This is a genomic window from Streptomyces sp. NPDC002742, from assembly GCF_042888885.1.
Taxonomy (GTDB): domain Bacteria; phylum Actinomycetota; class Actinomycetes; order Streptomycetales; family Streptomycetaceae; genus Streptomyces.
The window spans coordinates 141,062-160,248 of the sequence record NZ_JBIAQF010000016.1; the positions used below are offsets into that span (position 1 = coordinate 141,062).

Annotated in this window: 10 protein-coding genes; 9 read left to right on the top strand and 1 reads right to left on the bottom strand. The window is 71.4% G+C overall.

The genetic code is table 11. The features are described 5' to 3' along the window. Positions 1–131: 131 nt before the first annotated feature. From ACFYW8_RS27845 to ACFYW8_RS27855, 3 genes are all read left to right on the top strand, one after another. Complete coding sequence (locus ACFYW8_RS27845; protein WP_389081917.1) at positions 132–2,510, top strand: ATP/GTP-binding protein; 2,379 nt, start codon at positions 132–134, stop codon at positions 2,508–2,510. 178 nt (positions 2,511–2,688) lie between these two features. After that, on the top strand, positions 2,689–4,356 hold the full coding sequence (locus tag ACFYW8_RS27850) for a PucR family transcriptional regulator (protein ID WP_389081922.1): 1,668 nt from the start codon (positions 2,689–2,691) through the stop codon (positions 4,354–4,356). Between the two features lie 313 nt (positions 4,357–4,669). Next, complete coding sequence (locus tag ACFYW8_RS27855) at positions 4,670–6,115, top strand: aldehyde dehydrogenase family protein (RefSeq protein ID WP_389082112.1); 1,446 nt, start codon at positions 4,670–4,672, stop codon at positions 6,113–6,115. A gap of 841 nt (positions 6,116–6,956) precedes the next feature. Here ACFYW8_RS27855 and ACFYW8_RS27860 read toward each other — a convergent pair. Beyond that, the gene (locus tag ACFYW8_RS27860; protein ID WP_389081928.1) at positions 6,957–9,836 is read right to left on the bottom strand and encodes a glycoside hydrolase family 3 C-terminal domain-containing protein; all 2,880 of its coding nucleotides are present in this window, start codon (positions 9,834–9,836) and stop codon (positions 6,957–6,959) included. A gap of 362 nt (positions 9,837–10,198) precedes the next feature. Here ACFYW8_RS27860 and ACFYW8_RS27865 point away from each other — a divergent pair, with 362 nt between their 5' ends. The 6 genes from ACFYW8_RS27865 to ACFYW8_RS27890 all read left to right on the top strand — a co-directional run bounded on the left by ACFYW8_RS27865 (position 10,199) and on the right by ACFYW8_RS27890 (position 19,168). Further along, the gene (locus ACFYW8_RS27865; protein WP_389081932.1) at positions 10,199–11,878 is read left to right on the top strand and encodes a Tat pathway signal sequence domain protein; all 1,680 of its coding nucleotides are present in this window, start codon (positions 10,199–10,201) and stop codon (positions 11,876–11,878) included. A 26-nt stretch (positions 11,879–11,904) separates the two neighbouring features. After that, entirely contained in the window at positions 11,905–12,957 is a 1,053-nt protein-coding gene (locus tag ACFYW8_RS27870) for an ABC transporter permease (RefSeq protein ID WP_389081936.1), read from the top strand. Further along, positions 12,954–13,889 (top strand): carbohydrate ABC transporter permease, encoded by a 936-nt coding sequence (locus ACFYW8_RS27875; RefSeq protein WP_389081940.1) that lies wholly within the window; start codon positions 12,954–12,956, stop codon positions 13,887–13,889. The genes ACFYW8_RS27870 and ACFYW8_RS27875 overlap by 4 nt, the downstream gene beginning before the upstream one ends. Positions 13,890–14,045: 156 nt before the next feature. Then, the gene (locus ACFYW8_RS27880) at positions 14,046–16,052 is read left to right on the top strand and encodes a beta-galactosidase (protein WP_389081944.1); all 2,007 of its coding nucleotides are present in this window, start codon (positions 14,046–14,048) and stop codon (positions 16,050–16,052) included. After that, positions 16,049–18,415: a glycoside hydrolase N-terminal domain-containing protein gene (locus tag ACFYW8_RS27885; protein WP_389081948.1), complete on the top strand. Its 2,367-nt coding sequence runs from the start codon at positions 16,049–16,051 to the stop codon at positions 18,413–18,415. The genes ACFYW8_RS27880 and ACFYW8_RS27885 overlap by 4 nt, the downstream gene beginning before the upstream one ends. A 36-nt stretch (positions 18,416–18,451) precedes the next feature. Beyond that, positions 18,452–19,168 (top strand): hypothetical protein, encoded by a 717-nt coding sequence (locus ACFYW8_RS27890; RefSeq protein ID WP_389081952.1) that lies wholly within the window; start codon positions 18,452–18,454, stop codon positions 19,166–19,168. Positions 19,169–19,187 lie beyond the last annotated feature (19 nt).

Consider the following 19,187-nt stretch of genomic DNA (forward strand, 5'->3'; position numbering starts at 1 on the left):
GTCCGTCGTGGATAGGGCGGGGCGTCGGGGCTTCACCGCCGACCCGGCCGGATGAGGGTGAACTCCCCTGGCTGGGGCGTTAGATTGACTCGCTGGTGGTGCACGGAGCGGCTGGTCAGGGGGCAAGGGCGATGGACGGCTACGGAACCCAGGACGCGCGGGGTACGCAGGCGAATCCCGTGCCACCGCCGGCGGGGCCACCGGACGTGCCGGCGCGCCCCGCGTACCTGCCGCAGCAGCCCCGTCCGGCGGTCGCCGACTGGCTCAACGAGCCGCGCCCGGAAGTCCGACCGGGCATCTGGCGCTACGGATACAGCCTGCCGAAGGCCGCGCGGGCCCGCGGGAAACTCTCACCGGTCGCCGTCATCGGCCTGGTCATCCCCCTGGTCGTAGGGATGATCGTGTGGTCCTTCTGGAAGCGGGGCGTCATCCCGTACCAGTGGACGCTCCTGCGGCTTTTCACCCCCGACGACTGGTGGTACGGCGGTTCGCTCGTCGCTCCCAAGGAAGCCGGGCGTGGCGCGGACGCCCTGGTGGCCTACAACGGCATCTTCTTCGTTGTGCTCGGGTTCGCCATGAGCCGACTGGGCAGCTGGCCACAGGCCTGCCGCTACTACTTCGAGCGCAGGCGGCAGCCCGCACGTGCCCTGCTGGCACTCCTCGCGGCCCTCTTGACCCTCAGCTTCGTCTTCCCGAGCGCGTTCCCCGGAGTCGGCTGGGATCCCGCTCCGATCGTCGATCCGATCTTCTCCCTCACGTACGCCATTTCGGGTAGTACCAGCCTCTTCAGCTCACTGCTGTTCGTGTACGGCGTCTACACCGCCTTGGTCCTGCTCTTCACCTGGCCCTTCGCCCGCGTCGGCGGCTGGTGGCCGCTTGCCAGGACCTGGCTCGCCGCGCGCGACCGCGGGAAGGACGAGCGCTCCCCGCAGCCGGCCCCCGACGAGCCCCGGGCGCGCTGGCCCGAACTGCGCGCGGCCGGCCAGCACGAGGCGGCGGACATCCTCACCGCCGAGGTGCTCGCCGGCCGGATGAACGACGTGGACTGCGCCCGGGTCGCGCACGCCTGGACGCAGGCCCGGAGCCCGGCACGGATCGCCGCCTTCGCCGACGCCGTGCGGCGCCAGGGCGCCGCCGCGCTCGTCCATCCCTCCGGCGCCCGTGACCTGCCCGGCCGCGGGGCCCGGCACGACCTGCTCGCGGGACAGGTGCGCATCGGCCGGTGGGCGGGCGGTGACCGTACGCCGCTCGCCTACGGGGGTGTGGGCGCGGCCCTCGGGACGGAGACGCTCGGCACGTCACTCCTTGTCGTCGGACCGTCGGGGTCCGGCAAGACCCGGCATGTGATCGCACCCGTGGTCGAGTCCCTCGCTCTCCAGGCGCTGACCGGCCGGTGCGCGGTCGTCGCCGTCTGCGCCGCCGGGACGGCACTCGCCCCGGACTCCGCCTTCGACGTCGTGGTACGCATCGGCAACCCGGCATCCGTCCACGACCTGGACCCCTACGCCGAGTCCGACGACCCCGACGAGGCTGCCGCCTTCCTCGCCGAAGCCCTGGCCGGCGACCTCGACACCATGGGCGTCCAGCGGGCCGCGACCGCGCTCGCCCAGCTGCTCGGCCCGTACCGGGCGGCATACGGCGCGTTTCCTTCCCTGCCCGTCCTGCGGGAGCTGCTCGAGGGGGAGCGCGTGGCGCTGGCGGACCTGCGCGAGGCGCTGGCCGACGAACGGCACCTGGCGATGCGCAGGGAACTCGACGCCCGGCTGCGGCAGACCGGCGCCCCCGCCGACCCGGCCCCGGCTCTCGCCGACCGGCTCGCCCTGCTGGACCGTCCGGCCTTCGCCGACTTCTTCGGCGCGGGCGATGACACGATCCGCCCCTTCTCGCTGCGCGCGGTGGCCCACCACCCCCTACGCGTCCGCATCGACCTGCCCGAGCACGGTCACGAGGAGGCGTCCCGGCTGATCACCCGACTCGTCCTGGCCCAGTTCACCGCCGTCGTCCGCGACACAGGCAGGGCGCACTTCGCCGGGCTGGTCCTCGACGACGCCACCGGCGTGGTGACCGCCGAGTCCCTGCACCGGACGCAGCGGCTGCGCTCGCTGAACGCGGGCGTGGTGCTCGCGCTGCGCACCGTCGCCGACGTCCCGGAACCCCTGCACGGACCGCTGTACGGTGCGGTCGGCTGCCGTATGGCCCTGTCCGGGGTCACGACCTGGGACGGTGGCAGGTTCACGGCCGCCTGGGGAACCGAGTGGGTGGAGACGCGTGACGTGGCCCAGCACACCGTCTTCGCCGACCAGCCCATGACCCGGGCGATTCACGCCCTGCGCAAGCTCGTGACGGGCAGGGCGGTGACCACGGACGCCGTCACCGTGCGTCAGGTCGAGCGGGAGCGCTGGTCCGCGTCCGAACTGGCCCACGCGGTGCCGCCGGGACACGCGGTGCTGTCACTGACCAGTGTCACCGGCGAACACGCCCCGCCACTGCTGGTGGACCTGCGCGGCTGACCCGCACCACGTATGGCGTATCGAAGCGGGCGCATGGATATACGGATCCGCTGACCAGGACGTATGGACAGGAACGCACGCGGCGACCGTACGGTGAGGCAGAATCGACACAGGCCGTTCATACGCTGCGGCCAAATGATCACAGAGATCGCAGAGATCACACAGACCTGAAGGCCTCATGCCCCCCACGCTCGCCTCGCTCGTCCACCACTCCGCGCTCAAGCTCACGGTGCGTGCGGGCGAGGACCGCCTGGACGTGCCGGTCCGCTGGGCACATGTCAGCGAGCTCGCCGACCCCGTGCCGTACATGGAGGGCGGGGAGCTGCTGCTGATCACCGCGCTCAAACTGGACGCGGACGACCCCGACGTCATGCGGCGCTACGTGAAGCGGCTGGCCGGCGCCGGAGTCGTCGGGATCGGCTTCGCCGTCGGGGTCAACTACGACGAGATCCCGAAGGCGCTCGTCGACGCGGCCGAGGAGGAGGGGCTGCCGCTCCTCGAAGTACCCCGGCGCACCCCCTTCCTCGCCATCAGCAAGGCCGTGTCCGCCGCCATCGCCGCGGATCAGTACCGGGCCGTCACCGCCGGGTTCGCCGCACAGCGCGAACTCACCAAACAGGCGCTGAACGACGGACCGGAAGGATTGCTCGGAGCGCTCGCCGGACAGGTCGACGGGTGGGCGGCGCTCTACGACGCCTCCGGTGCCGTCGTCGCCACCGCGCCGGACTGGGCGGGGCGCCGCGCCGCGCGGCTCACCCCGGACGTGGAGCGGCTGCGCGAGCGGCCCGCGCCCGCGAGCTCGGTGGTGGGCGGGGAGGACCGCGTCGAACTGCACTCCCTCGGCACGGGCCGCAGGCCGCGCGCCGCGCTCGCCGTCGGGACCGCCGGAGCCCTCGGCACCGCCGAGCGCTACGCCGTGCACTCGGCGATCGCCCTGCTGACGCTCACCACGGAACGCTCGCGGTCACTGCACGCCGCCGAGCAGCGGATCGGCGCGGCCGTGCTGGGGATGCTGCTCGCGGGGGAGTCCGACCACGCGCGGGCCGTCGCCGGGGACCTGTACGGCGAGCTGCTCGACGCGCCCTTCCGGCTAATCATCGCCGAGTCGGTGTCCGCGTCGGCCGGGCGGGCGCACGCCGAAGGGCACGCGCGCGTGGGCGCCGCCGCGCCCGCCAAGACGGCCGTCGCCGTGCCGGACGTCAACGGCGATCCGCTGGGCGGCCTCGCCGAGGTGGTCGAATCCGCCGCCGCGCGTTCCGGGGAGTCCGCGCTCGTCGTGCCCGACGGGGAGCGGCTGGTCGTCCTCGCCGTGGACGGCGGCGCCGCGGTCGCCGCCTGCGGGGACTACGCCGTGGTGCTGGAGTCGGCGCGGGCCGTCCCGCGCGAGCAGCCCGCCGGGGCCACCGGCGACGAGGACGAACTCGTCGTCGGGCTGTCGGCCCCCGCCGGTCCGATCGCCGCCCGCGCCGCCTACAAACAGGCTGAACAGGCCCTGTCCGTCGCCCGGCGGCGGGGCCGGTTCCTCGTCGAGCACGAGGAGCTGGCGGCCGGTTCCGTTCTGCCGCTGCTCGCGGACGACGCGGTGCGGGCGTTCGCGGACGGGCTCCTGCGGGCGCTTCACGATCATGACGCAACCGGGCGCGGGGACCTGGTCGCCTCGCTGCGGGCGTGGCTGTCGCGCCACGGCCAGTGGGACGCGGCGGCCGCCGACCTGGGCGTCCACCGTCACACCCTGCGCTACCGGATGCGCAGGGTCGAGGAGATCCTCGGACGATCGCTGGACGATCCCGACGTCCGGATGGAACTCTGGCTGGCCCTGAAGACGACGGCCGCGACGGGCGAGTGAACCGACTCCGCCGCCGCCGACGGGCGAGTGAACCGACTCCGGCGCCGACGACGGCAGCAGGCTCGGGCATGAGCTCGTCCGAGGCGCAGTGGCGGGATTGCCGAAGGACTCGGGCGATCAGGCCAAACCGGCGTACCCCGCCCTCCGACTGTTACGCGCCGGACAATCCGCCGGTGGTGCTCCCGGCCCTACCGTGGACGGGAAAGCGCAGTACCACCAGAAACACCCCCGTCTCCACCCCCCAATCGTCACCCCCCAATCGTCACCCTGAATATGGAAGGGCCGGGACTCGCACATGCCCCAGGAAGAAATCGTGGGGGCCACCCACGCCTTCTGGCTCGCCGGCCGCCAGGCCACCGGTGAGACCACGTTCGACGTCACCTCGCCGTGGGACGGCCGCCTCGTCGGCCAGGTCAGCGTGCCCACCGAGGCCCAGGTCGAGGAGGCCGTGGCCGCCGCCCACGCCGTGCGCGACGAGTTCGCCGCCACCCCGGCCCACGTACGTGCCGCCGCCCTCGACCACGTCTCGCGCCGTCTGGCCGAGCGCACCGAGGAGATCGCGCGGCTCATCTCCGCCGAGAACGGCAAGCCGATCAAGTGGGCCCGCGGCGAGGTCGGCCGTGCGGTGTCCGTGTTCCGGTTCGCCGCGGAGGAGGCCCGCCGCTTCAACGGCGGCGAGGCACAGCGCCTCGACACCGACCTGGGCGGTCAGGGCCGGCTCGCCCTCACGCGCCGCTTCCCCAAGGGTGTCGTCCTCGGTATCGCGCCCTTCAACTTCCCGCTGAACCTGTGCGCCCACAAGGTTGCGCCGGCCATCGCCGCGGGTGCCCCGATCATCCTGAAGCCGGCGCCCGCGACCCCGCTGTCCGGCCTGATCATCGGTGACCTGCTGGCCGAGACCGACCTCCCGGCCGGTTCCTGGAGCATCCTGCCGGTCGCCAACGACAAGATGCCCGCCCTGGTCCAGGACGAGCGTCTTCCGGTCATCTCCTTCACCGGTTCCGAGACGGTCGGTTACGCGATCATGGACTCGGTGCCGCGCAAGCACTGCACCCTGGAACTGGGCGGCAACGGCGCGGCCGTCGTCCTCGCCGACTTCGCGAGCGACGCGGACCTGGACTGGGCCGCGACCCGGATCGCGACCTTCTCCAACTACCAGGGCGGCCAGTCCTGCATCTCGGTGCAGCGCGTGATCGCGGACGCGGCGGTGTACGAGCGGCTGCTGCCGCGCATCGTCGCCGCCGTCGAGGCCCAGGTCACCGGCGACCCGTCCGACGACGCCACGGACGTCGGCCCGCTGGTCAGCGAGGCCGCCGCCGAGCGCGTCGAGTCGTGGGTGGACGAGGCCGTCGCGGCCGGCGCCACGCTGCTCACCGGTGGCAAGCGCGAGGGCGCCTCCTACGCGCCGACCGTCCTCGCCGACGTGCCGGCCGATGTCACGATCTCCTGCGAGGAGGTCTTCGGACCGGTCCTCACCGTGCAGAAGGTGGAAGGTGAGGCCGCGGCCTTCGCCGCCGCCAACAGCTCCAAGTACGGCCTCCAGACAGGCGTGTTCACGCACGACCTGCAGACCGCGTTCCGCGCGCACCGCGCCCTGGAGGTGGGCGGCGTCGTGATCGGCGACGTGCCGTCCTACCGCGCCGACCAGATGCCGTACGGCGGCGCGAAGCAGTCCGGTGTCGGACGCGAGGGCGTCAAGTTCGCGATGGACGACTACACGTACGAGCGAGTGCTGGTGCTGACGGGTCTCGCCCTCTGACGAAGACCTGACCGAAGCCGACGGCCGGAGCCCACTGTGCGGGGGCTCCGGCCGTCGGCGTATCCAGGGTTCTGACGTGCGTAGACGCTCGGATCGCGCCACTTGTCGTCGTCCTCGAATCGTCGTCGTCCTTGAGGGGGCGCGCACCGTCGTGCACGACAGGTCGACCAGCTCGTCCGGGTCGAGATCGAAGTTGGCTTGGGCCTGGTCGTGTGCCACGTCGCCGGGGCTGGGCTCGCTGGACCCGCAGCCGGTGAGCGACAGCACGGCGCCGGCAAGGACGGCCGGCAGGCCGGGGCGAACGCCACTACATCAATGGCGCGTCCGGCCAGGATCGCGCCGTGCGAGAGTGCCACGGTCGCCGCGCTCACGCTTGCTCACCCGGCCCGTACGGACCCGTCGTCCCACCGATATCGGCCCGTGTGAGCCGGACCGGACAAAAAAAGACCCTGCCCCGGACAACGCGGGACAGGGTCTTCACAGAGCGCCGGGCAGGCCTTGCACCTGCATCTCCCCGCAGGAAGCGGGACATCTTTCCTTGGACCACCAACGCATCGCGAACCGGCGTGACCTCCACCGATCTGCTGAAGATCACATTAGCGCATGGCCCGAGAGAGGCAAAATCCCGGTCGGGCGGGATTGCCGAACGTTCGCGGCAGGTGCACGGCCGGGTGTTCCTGGAAGAGCCCAGGGATACCCACGGGCTCCGGCCGTCCGCCTGTCGGGACGTGACCGAAAACGACATGTCTAGTGACAATCGTTTTCAGCTAAGGTCGCCAGAGGAGGGGCCCGGCGCCGATGCCTTCCGGTGCCGGACCCCTGTGCCGGCTCCTCCGGACCCTCAGCCGGAGAAGCCGACGTGCGCGAGCCGGACGGGCCCGTGCAGTCCGAGGCGGACGTCGTGCACGCCGGCGGCGGTGAACGCCGCGGTGAGGGTGCGGTAGTCGTAGGGCCCCCGCGTTCCGCTCAGCGTGACTTCGGTGGCCGATCTGCCGTCCGGCGTGACTTCGGTGACCGGCTTGCCGTCCAGTGAGACCTCGACAGTGCCCTCGCCCGCCACCTCGATCACGACACCGGCGACGCCCGTTTCGAAGTCGCACAGCCGGTACAGGAGTTCGCCCGTGCCGCCGTCCGCCGGGGTCACCGCGTCGCCCGCCTTCCGCGTGCGGTCGACGATCTCGGTGCCGCGCTGCTCGTCGAAGTCGGCCGCGTCCAGGCCGTGTTCGCGGACCGGGCGGAACGCGCCCGGCTCGCCGTCGAGTTCGACGGCTGCGCCGAGCCGGATGTCCTCGCTGGAGGCACCGACCAGCAGCTCGTACGCGCCCGGTTCCAGGCGTCGACGGCCCTGCGCCACGTCCCAGAACTCCAGCGCGGTGAGCGGGAGTTCGAAGGTGACGGCCGTCGAGGTGCCCGGAGCGAGCCGGACCCGCCGGTGCGCCGCCAGTTCGCGGCGCGGGCGGGGGACGGACGGGGCGACCGCCCGGGTGTAGAGCTGGACGACCTCGTCGGCGGTCATGGTCGCGGTGTTCGTCACGGTGCAGGAGACGGTCAGGGCCGCGGCTTCCCTGCGGACCCGCAGATCCGTGTAGGCGAACGAGGCGTAGGACAGGCCGTGCCCGAAGGGGAACAGTGCGGTCCCCTCGAAGTAGAGGTAGGTCTGCCGGCCGCCGATCACGTCGTAGTCGAGCAGACCGGGCAGGTCGTCGTCCGTGGCGTACCAGGTCTGCGGGAGGCGGCCCGCGGGGGAGACGTCCCCGGCGAGGACGCGGGCCAGCGCGGTGCCGGCCGCCTGGCCGCCGTGCGCGGTCCACAGCACGGCGGGCAGATCGGCGTGGTCGAGCGCGTACGGGTAGGCGCAGACCAGGGCCAGCACCGTGTCCGGGTTCGCCGCGCGGGCGGCCCGCAGCAGCCGTTCCTGATGGGCGGGCAGCCGCAGCGTCGTACGGTCCTCGGTCTCGCGGCCGTTGATGTGCGGGTCGTTGCCCGCGACGACGAGGACCACGTCGGCCGAGGCGGCGGCGCGGGCCACCGCGTCCTCGCCGCGCTCGCCGAACTCCAGCCCGAAGATCTCGGCGTTCCCGGGGTCGTCGTCGGCAACCTTCACGCCGTCGGCGGCGACACAGACGTACCTGCCCGTCCCCAGGTGCTTCAGGAGGTGGCCGTTCTCATGGGATGCGGAGGGTTCCAGCCGGAAGGTCTCCTGGACGACCCAGCCGCCCGGCTGGTCGGCGGAGGCACGGACGAAGCCGTCCTCGGCGACGGAGAGATACCGGCCGTCGGGCGCGCGCAGGGTGAGGGTCCCCTCGCCCCAGTCGACCAGCGCCAGTTCGGTGCCGGCGGCGTCGGCGGTCAGCGGGGGCAGATCCGTACGGCCCGCGAGCAGCGCCGGGTCGAGGGCGCCCTCTGCGCCGCGCGCCCCCTCCGGCGTGTCATGGGCGGTGGGCACCGCCAGGTACCCGCCGGACGACGTCCGCAGACGTACGCGGTCCACGCCCTCGGCGAAGTCCACCCGCTCGGCGCCGAACCGCTCGTACAGGCCCTCCAGCGGGGTCGCGCGGTGGATGAGCGTGCCGCTGTACCAGTCGAGCTTGCACTCGTCGGCGAGCAGGCCGACGACGGCGATCCGGACGCCGGGGCGAAGCGGCAGCATGCCGTCGTTCTTGAGCAGGACGATCGCCTGCTCCGCGGCTTCCCGGGCGAGCGCGCGGTGGGCGGGCGTGTCGAATGCGCCTGTTCCGGCGTACGGGTCCAGGTCCGGGTCGAACTCGCCCAGCCGGAAGCGCACGGCGAGCTGGCGGCGGACCGCGCTGTCGATGTCGGCCTCGGTCAGCAGGCCCCGCTGCAGGGCGCCCCGGACGCGTCCGGCGATCCGCGAGCCGTCCGTGCCGTGGTCGGTGAAGCTGTCGACGCCGGCGAGGAGCGCGGCCGCGGTGGCCTCCTCGTGGGTGCCGAAGTAGTGCTCGGAGTCGACCAGATTGGAGGGCGCGCCCGCGTCCGAGCAGACCAGCAGTTCCTGGTCGGTCCAGGCCCGCAGGTGCTCGCGCAGATACGGCGAGACGTGGTTGGGGCGCCCGTTGACCAGGTTGTACGCGGGCATCACCCCGGCGACGGCGCCCGCCAGGACGGTGTCGCGGAATGCGCGCAGATCGTACTCGTGCAGCACGCGCGGGCGGACGGACGAGGACGAGGTGTCCCTGCTCGTCTCGTTGTTGTGCGCGAGCCAGTGCTTGAGGACCGGTGCCGTGCGCCAGTAGACCGGGTGGTCGCCGCGCAGCCCGCGGGTGTACGCGGTGGCGATGGCGGAGGTGAGCGCCGGATCCTCCGAGTAGCCCTCCTCGTTGCGGCCCCACAGCGGGTGGCGGAGCAGGTTCACCGTCGGGGACCAGACGTTGAGGCCCACACGGTCGTCGCGGACGCTCATCGCGCGGACCTCCGACGAGACGGCCTCCCCGATCCGGTGCGCGAGATCCTCGTTCCAGGTGGCGCCGAGCCCGACGGCCTGGGGGAACACCGTCGCCGGACCCATCCAGGCGACCCCGTGCAGTGCCTCCTGGCCGGTGCGGAAGGCGCGCACTCCGAGCCGCTCGACGGCGGGCGCGAACTGGTGCAGGAACGCGATCCGTTCGTCGAGGGTGAGCCGCGCCAGCAGGTCGTCGATGCGCTTCGCGAACGGCAGGCTCGCGTCACGGAACGGCGGCACGGGTGGCGTCTCTGCGGTCACGTGGTGATCCCTTTGCGTGGAGCGAGGAAGTACTTTCGAAGCGCTTCGATGCTCGATCGAGCAGAGGGCAGGTGTCAAGACACCCGGGCGCGACACCTCCGTTTCCCGCCAGAGAGGTCAACTGCGGCAAGGTGACGCGCTGTTGTGCGACGCCTCCGAGGAATCTTGGGATCGACCCTTGTGCACCCTCAGGCGTTCACTTAACCTCGCAGCAACATCGAAGCGCTTCGATTGATGGGCTTCCCTCCTTGGAGGGCGCAGTCCTCCGAGGACCGCTTCAGCTCAGGCAGATCCACTCAAGACACCGCAGCCGACGGCTCCACCGCCGGGTGTCCTGCTGTGCGCCATGAAGGGTTGACGCAATGACGCCGAACTCCGCCACCTCCGCCCCCAGCCGGAGAAGCTTCCTCGCCTCCACGGCGGTCGCAGCGGCCGCCGTGGCCGGCGGAATGCCCCTGCTCGCCGCCTGCGGAGGCGGACAGGACGGCAACAAGGACGGCACCACCTCGGGCAAGGACGCGCGGAAGATCCTTCCGGCGTTCGTGGCGTCGAGCGTCGTGACACCCGACATCCCGTCGAAGAACGGATCGGCCGCGGGCTTCACACGGGCGATCGACCTCAAGACTCTGAAGGCGTCCGTCCCGGGGAAGCTGGGCGGAGGCAGCGACCTGAAGATCATGTCGCCGTTCTGGGGCACCCCGCCGGCCGACGACAACGCGTACTACACGGCCATGAACGAGGCCATCGGCATCAAGGCGACCTGGCAGAACCAGGACGGCAACACCTACGACGAGAAACTGGGCGCCATCCTCGCCTCCAGCGACATCCCCGACGTGGTCGTCGTCCCGGGCTGGAACCTGAACGGCAAGATACCGACCGCCATCAACGCCAAGTTCGCCGACCTCGGCCCCTACCTGTCGGGCGACAAGGTCAAGGACTACCCGAACCTCGCCGCCGTACCGACCGACGCCTGGCAGCGCTCCATCTTCGGCGGCCTGCTGCGCGCGATCCCGATGCCCGCCTCGTACGTCACCAACATCGCGGCCTTCTACCGCAAGGACGTCTTCGCCAAGAAGGGCTGGACCCTGCCCAAGTCGCCCGACGAGTTCCTGTCCTGGGCGAAGGAGGCCACGGACGCCAAGGCGAAGGTGTGGGCCTGCGACGACCTCAAGTGGACCGCCTTCAACATCTACGGCGTCCTCAACGGCAGCGACAAGGCGCTGTGGTGGGACCTGCGGGACGGCAAGCTGGTCAACCGGATCGAGACCGCCGAGTACCTCGAAGCCCTGGAGTGGACGCGCAAGCTGTACGAGGCGGGCGTCGTCCACCCCGACGCCAAGGCCGTCAAGGGCGACGCGTCCAACCGCTTCGGCGCCGGCCAGTCCCTCGTCTTCAACGGCGACCTGTCCTACTGGTACGGCAAGACGGCCGAACAGCGCACCCAGAAGACGGACTTCGAGATGGGCGCGTTCGACATCTTCGGCCCCGACGGCGGCAACCCCACGCTCTGGGCGACCCAGCCCGCGGGCATCTTCACCTTCGTCAGCAAGAAGGCGTCCAAGCAGCAGATCAAGGACTTCCTGGCGCTCGCCGACTACTGCGCGGCCCCGTACGGCACCAAGGAGTACATGCTGACGGTGTACGGCGTCGAGGGCACCGACTACACGGTCGAGAACGGCCTGCCCACCAAGACCACCAAGGGCACCAACGAGGTCAACGGCGCCTACGACTACACCGGCGACCCGGCCGCCTACCTCGCCCACCCCGATCTGCCGGAGATCGCCAAGCTCCAGGTCGAGTGGCAGCAGCGCATGGGCGCCTTCACCAAGAAGTCCTCCTTCTACGGCCTGACCATCACCGAGCCCAGCCGGTGGACCAACCTCGCCAACGACTTCGAGCAACTGGAGGACGACATCGTCCGCGGCCGCAAGAAGATCAGTGACATGCAGCAGGCCGTCGCGGACTGGAAGCAGAAGGGCGGCGACGACCTGCGCGCCTGGTACAAGAAGCTGCTCGACGACAACGGCTCCGCGGCCAAGTGAGCCAGGGCTGAGGCGAGGAGAAGGCCGTGTCGCACAGCACGGTGCCTCGGAGCAGGGCCGGGGCCAAGGCGGGCAAGCGGAGCCCGGACGGGAGTCCGCCGTCCGGCGCCGCCGGCCGGCGGGCACGGAGGAGCGCCGGACAGGGCGCCGGAAAGCTGGGCTTCCGGCTGCGGTTCGGACGCGACCGCACCCTGATCCTGATGACCCTCCCGGCGATCGCGCTGGTCCTCCTCTTCAACTACGTACCCGTCCTCGGCAACATCGTCGCCTTCCAGGACTACGACCCCTACCTGAGCGACAACGGCTTCGTCGCGATGTTCCAGAGCCCCTGGACCGGCCTGGAGAACTTCCGGCGGATCTTCGCGGACTCGGGCTTCTGGCACGCGTTGCAGAACACCTTCGTGCTGTTCTTCCTCCAGCTCGTGCTGTACTTCCCGATCCCGGTCGGCCTCGCGCTGCTCATCAACAGCGTGGTCAGGCCCCGGGTCCGGGCGGTCGCCCAGGCGGTCATGTACCTCCCGCACTTCTTCTCCTGGGTCCTCGTCGTCACCGTCTTCCAGCAGATCTTCGGCGGGGCGGGCATCATCGCGCAGACCCTGCGCCAACACGGTCACCAGGGCATCGACCTGATGACCGACCCGGGGATCTTCAAGTTCCTGGTGACGGCCGAGGGCGTCTGGAAGGACGCGGGCTGGGGCATCATCGTCTTCCTCGCGGCCCTGTCGTCCGTCTCGCCCGACCTGTACGAGGCCGCCGCCATGGACGGGGCCGGACGCCGGCGCCGGATGTGGCACATCACCCTGCCCGCCCTGCGCCCGGTGATCGCCCTGCTCCTGGTGCTCCGCGTCGGAGACGCGCTCACCGTCGGCTTCGAGCAACTCCTCCTCCAGCGCGACTCGGTGGGCCCCGGCGCCTCCGAGGTCCTCGACACCTACGTGTGGTGGAACGGCATCCGCAATCAGGACTTCGGCTACGCGGCCGCCGCCGGACTGGTCAAGGGTGTCGTCGGCCTGGGGCTCGTCCTGACCGCCAACAAGGTCGCCCATCTCATGGGCGAGCAGGGGGTGTACGAGAAATGACCGCCGTGACGTACGAACCGCGCGAGGGGCCCGGCCGCTGGGCGGCGCCGCCCCGGCCGCCCTGGGAGGAGGAGCCGTCGAAGGCCGGCCTCGCGGGCAAGGGGCTCACCCTCACCCTGGCCGCCCTCGCGATCCTCTTCCCGCTCTGGATCGTCGTCGTCACCAGCCTCCAGTCGAAGAAGACCATCGACGCGGCGGGCGGTCTCGTGGTCATCCCCAAGAGCGTCACCCTCGTCGCCTACAAGGAACTGCTCACCGGCGGCCAGGTGCAGCGCGCCGCGCTCGTCAGCGTGGGAGTGACCCTGGCCGGCACCCTGTTCAGCATGGCGGTCTCGGTCCTGTGCGCCTACGGACTCTCGCGCGTCGGATCGCTCGGCCACCGCTGGCTGTTGCTGCTGCTGCTCGCCACGATGTTCTTCGGCGCCGGACTCATTCCCACCTATCTGCTCGTGCAGGCGCTCGGCCTCACCGACACCTATCTCGCGCTGATCCTGCCCAGCGCGGTCAGCGTCTTCAACATCCTGGTGCTGCGCGCGTTCTTCATGGGCATCTCGCCCGAACTGATCGACAGTGCCCGCATCGACGGCGCCGGCGACTGGCGCATCCTGTGGCAGATCGTGATGCCGCTGTCCCGCGCGGTCCTCGCGGTGATCTCGCTGTTCTACGCCGTCGGTTACTGGAGCGCCTGGTTCAACGCCTCCATCTACCTGACCGACCAGGACATGATGCCGCTGCAGAACGTCATGATCCAGCTGGTGCAGAGGCAGGAACGCCCGGTCGGACTCGCCACGCAGATCAACACCGGCCAACTGTCGCCGCTGGCCGTCCAGATGGCCGTCATGGTGATGGCGCTGCTGCCGGTGGCGGTCCTCTCGCCCTTCGTCCAGCGGCACTTCAAGAAGGGCATGCTCACCGGCGCCGTGAAGGGCTGACCCCGGCCGGCCCTCCGCGCCCTCCGCACCTCTCCGTACCTTCGTGTTCCTCCGTACGGGCCCTGCTCCGCCGCCCCAAGCCCGCCGCGGCCGACCTGCTCCTGACCAGCGGTCGGCCGCGGCGATCCACACTCCTCACCCCGATCGAGGTAGGTCATGCGCACGCCCCGAGGAACCGGCCCGGAGCCCGGGCGGCCGAGTCTGAGCGACGCCACCCGGGGCCGCGTTCTGTTCGGCGGGGACTACAACCCCGAGCAGTGGCCCGAGGAGACCTGGCACGAGGACGTCCGGCTCATGAAGGAGGCCGGCGTCAACTCCGTCACCCTCGGGGTCTTCTCCTGGGCCAGACTGGAACCACGCCCGGGATCACGGGAGTTCGGCTGGCTGGACCGGCTGATGGACCTGATGCACGAGCACGGCATCGGCGTCGTGCTCGCCACCCCCACCTCCTCGCCGCCCCCCTGGATGGGCCGGCTGCACCCCGAGACGCTGCCCCGGGACGAGGACGGCCGCACCGAATGGTGGGGATCGCGGCAGCACTTCTCGCACTCCAGCGCCGTATACCGCCGTTGCGCCGCCGCCATCACCGAGGACCTGGCCACCCGCTACGGGAGCCACCCCGCTCTCACGATGTGGCACATCAACAACGAGTACTGCACCTTCGACTACGGCGACGAGGCCGCCGCCGCCTTCCGGCGCTGGCTCCAGGACCGGTACGGAACCGTCGAGGCCCTCAACACGGCCTGGGGAACGGCCTTCTGGGGCCAGGGCTACGACGGCTGGCACGAGGTGATCCCGCCACGTCACGCCCACTACATGAGGAACCCGACGCACGTCCTGGACTTCAAGCGGTTCACCTCCGACATGCTCCTGGAGTGTTACGTCGCCGAGCGGGACATCGTGCGCCGCCACAGCCCGCACACTCCGGTGACCAGCAACTTCATGCCGATGTGGGCCGGACAGGACGCCTGGCGGTGGGCCGCGGAGGAGGACGTCGTCTCCGTCGACATCTATCCGGACCCGCGCGACCCCCTCGGCGCCCAGAACGGCGCGCTCATCCAGGACATGACGCGCTCGCAGGCCGGGGGCGGTCCCTGGATGCTCATGGAGCAGGCGGCCGGAGCCGTCAACTGGCGCGGTGTGAACCATCCCAAGCCGCGCGGACTGAACCGGCTGTGGTCGCTCCAGGCGGTGGCGCGCGGCGCCGACGCCGTCTGCTACTTCCAGTGGCGGCAGTCCCGGCAGGGCGCCGAGAAGTTCCACTCGGGGATGATCGGCCACGCGGGGGAACGGGGCCGCACCTTCCGGGAGATCAAGCGGATCGGCGCCGAACTCGCCCTTCTCGGCGAGCATGTGACAGACAGTCACGTCACGTCGGACATCGCGGTCCTGCACGACTGGAACTCCTGGTGGGCGGGGGCGCACGACGGCCGGCTGTCCTCGGAGAACGACTACGCGGAAGTCGTACGGGCCTGGCACCGCGCCCTGTGGGAGGCCCACCTCACCACCGCGTTCGCGCATCCCGAGCACGACCTCCGCGCGTACCGGATGGTCGTCGTGCCCCAGCTGTACCTCCTCACGGACACGGCGATCGACAACCTTGTTGCCTATGCGCGATCGGGCGGGACGCTCGTCTGCGGCTTCCTCACGGGCGTCGCCGACGAGGACGACCGGGTGCGGCCGGGCGGCATGGACGAGCGGCTGCGCGAGCTGTTCGGCATCCGCACGCTGCACGAGTGGTGGCCGCTGGACGCGGAGGAGACCGCCGCCTGCGACGGCTTCCGGGGCACGCTCTGGTCCGAGGAGATCGAACCCGACGGCACGGCGGTCGTCGAGACCCGCTACCGGGGCGGCGAGTTGGACGGACTGCCCGCCGTGCTCCGCAAGGGCACCGCCCGCTACCTCTCCACCCTCCCCGAACCGGCCGCCCTGCGCGAACTGCTGGCGAAGGCGGCGGACGGCGCCGGCGTCCGTCCGGAGCTCGACGGGCTGCCCGACGGGGTGGAGGCCGTCCGCCGCGGCGAACTCCTCTTCCTGCTCAACCACGGGCGGGACCCGGTGACCGTCGAGGTCCCCGGTGGCCATCGCGACCTGCTCGGCGGCCCACCCGCGCTCGACTCCGTACGACTGGAGCGCTACGGAGCGGTGGTGCTCGCCCCATGACGGACAAGGCTCACGCCGACGCCCACTCCACCCGCACCGGTTCCGACGGCACCGGCAGCGCAGCCGCCCGAGGCGAAGGCGCAGCCGGCACCCGGACGGACGGCGGCCGTGGCGCCGCCCCCGTCCACGGCACGTGGGAGCCCCGGCCCGCGGCCCGCTGGGAGGACACCTTCCTGAGCGGGAACGGCACACACGGTGCCATGGTGTTCGGTGATCCGAACGACGACCGGGTGATCGTCAATCATCACCGTCTGGTCCGTCCGAACGGCAGCGCGGACGCCCGCCCGCCCGAGCTCGCCGCCCGCCTCGCCGACGTACAGGACCGGTTGCTCGCCGGAGACGTGAACGCGGGGGAGGACTTCACCGACGGCCGGCCGCTGCTGTGGGTGCAGCCCTTCCACCCGGCGTTCCAGGTGCGGCTGCGCCGCCCTGGTGACCTCGCGCATCCGGATGGTGCGCGCCGCCCCGCCGAGGACTGGCGTGCCTACCGGCGCGAGGCCGACTTCATCACCGGGGCCGTCCGCGCCGTGTGCGCCGACCGGCGCAGCGAGGTCTTCGTCTCGCGCGCCGACGACGTGATCGCGCAGTACGTGACCGCCCCCGACCTCGCGGCCGAGGTGACACTCGACCACCGGCTGCCGGGAGTGCCCGTCGGCCTGGCGGTGGGACACGGAGCCGTCCGCACCCCCGAGGGCGCCCTCCTCACGCTGCGCGCCCGCTACCCGGGCAGCGACCTGGCGTACACCGGGGTCACGCTCCTCGTGACCGACGGCCGGACCCGTCCCGCCCTTCCCGGCGTACGGGTCGAGGGCGCCCGCTCGATGCTGCTGCTCACCCGGGTACGCAGACACCCGGGCGAACTGGACGCCCTCGCCGAGGTCCGCGCGCTGCGGGAGCTCCTGCCCGGGGCCGGCCGCGGCCACGAGGACATCGAGCACGCCTACGCCCGTCTGCTCGCCCGCCACACCACCCTGCACCGCACCGCCTACCTCCGCGTCACCCTCGACCTGCACGCCGATCCCGCCGAACGAGCCCTGCCCGGATCGGAGCTGATCCGGCGCCCGAAGAGCCCCGCCCTTCTGGAGCGGCTCTTCGCCGCCGGCCGTCACCACCTGCTCTCCGCGGCCGGGACCCTGCCGCCCCGGCTGACCGGGCTCTGGACCGGCGACTGGGACACCGCCTGGTCCGGGGCGTTCACCACGGACGCCAACCTCAATCTGCAGACCGCGTCGGCCGCCGCCACCGCGCTCCCCGAGGTCACCGAGGCGCACGCGGCCCTGATCCACGGCCAGTTGCCGCACTGGCGGGACAACGCGCGAGCGGTCTTCGGCGCACGCGGCATCGTGGCCCCCGCGCACACCGACGGCGAGTCCGGCCACATCTACCACCTCAGCCACGCCTACCCGCTGCATGTGTGGACCGCCGGCGCCGACTGGCTCCTCAAGCCTCTCGTGGACCACGACCAGATCCGCGGCGAACGCGACCCCCGCCTCGCCGCCGTACTCGCCGAAGTCGCCCTCTTCTACGAGGACTTCCTCACCCGGACCGACGACGACGGCCACCTGGTGATCGTGCCGTCCTACTCCCCGGAGAACCGGCCCGCGAACGCGAGCTGGGTCACCGTCAACGCCGCCATGGACCTCTCGGCGGCCCGGCACGCCCTGCGCACGGCCGCCGATTACCACCCGGGGCCCGACGCCGAGCGCTGGCTCGCGCTCGCGGACCGGCTGCCGCCGCACCGGGTCAACGCCGAGGGCGCACTGGCCGAGTGGGCCCGCCCAGGACTCGACGACACCTACGACCACCGGCACCTCAGCCACCTCTACGGTGTCTGGCCGCTCGACGAGATCAACCCCTACGACACCCCCGAGCTCGCCGCTGCGGCGCATCGCGCCCTCGAACTGCGCGGAGCCGAGAACGACTCGGCGCACGGCCACCTCCACCACGCCCTGGTGGCCGCCCGGCTGCGGGACGCGACACGCGTGGCCGCCGCCCTCGACAACGTCCTGGCCGGGGACTTCTTCCACGTCTCCCTGATGAGCGGCCACTACCCGAACCGGCACGTCTACAACGCCGACGCCGCCCACACCCTGCCCGCGGTGCTCGTCGAGACGCTGATCCAGTCCACACCGGAGCGGCTCGTCCTGCTCCCCGCCCTTCCCGCAGGCCTCCCGAGCGGCGAACTCCGCGGCATCCGAACGAGGTTCGGCGCGACGGCCGACCTCACCTGGACCCCCGACGGCGCCACCGCCGTGCTGCGGCCGGGCCGCACCTGCCGCGTCGAACTCCAGACTTCCACCGGCGCGCGACCGCTCTCACTGAGCGCCGGAGAAGACCGCGTCCTCACCCTGGGGCCGCGGTAGACACCCGCACTCTCCCCCACCCATGGAAGGGACCCCATGGCACTTCGCACGCTGAACAGGATCACCAAGGCCCTCGTCGCCCCCGCGCTCGCGCTCGGCGCGACGATCGGCCTCGCCTCGGCCCCCGCCCAGGCCGCCGTCTGGTCCTCCTGCGACCAGTGGGGCAGCACCACCCTCAACGGGTACACGCTCTACAACGACATCTGGGGCTCCGGCGCGGGCAGCCAGTGCATCTGGGCCAACTCCGGCACCAACTGGGGAGTCTGGGCCGACCACCCCAACACCGGCGGCATCAAGTCCTACCCCAACTCCAAGAAGTACGTGGGCAAGACGATCTCGGCGCTGTCCACCCTCACCAGCACCTACAACGTCACCGTCCCGTCCTCCGGCGCGTACGACACCTCGTACGACATCTGGGACACCGGCTACGCCCACGAGATCATGCTCTGGGTCAACTACAACGGCGCCGTCGGCGCGCTCGGCACCTCGCAGGGCACGCTCACGCTGAACGGCAACACCTGGACCGTCTACAAGGGCAACAACGGCGCGAACGACGTCTTCTCGTTCCTGCGCACCTCGGACTCCACCTCCGGCACCGTCAACATCCTGCCGATCCTGAAGTGGATCGCGAACACCAAGGCCTGGATGTCGAGCGGCGCGACCATCGGAGACGTGCAGTTCGGCTTCGAGATCACCTCGTCCGCGGGCGGTCTCGACTTCACCACCAACAACCTGACGGTCAGCAGCAGCTGACCGGGGTCTGACGGTGCGG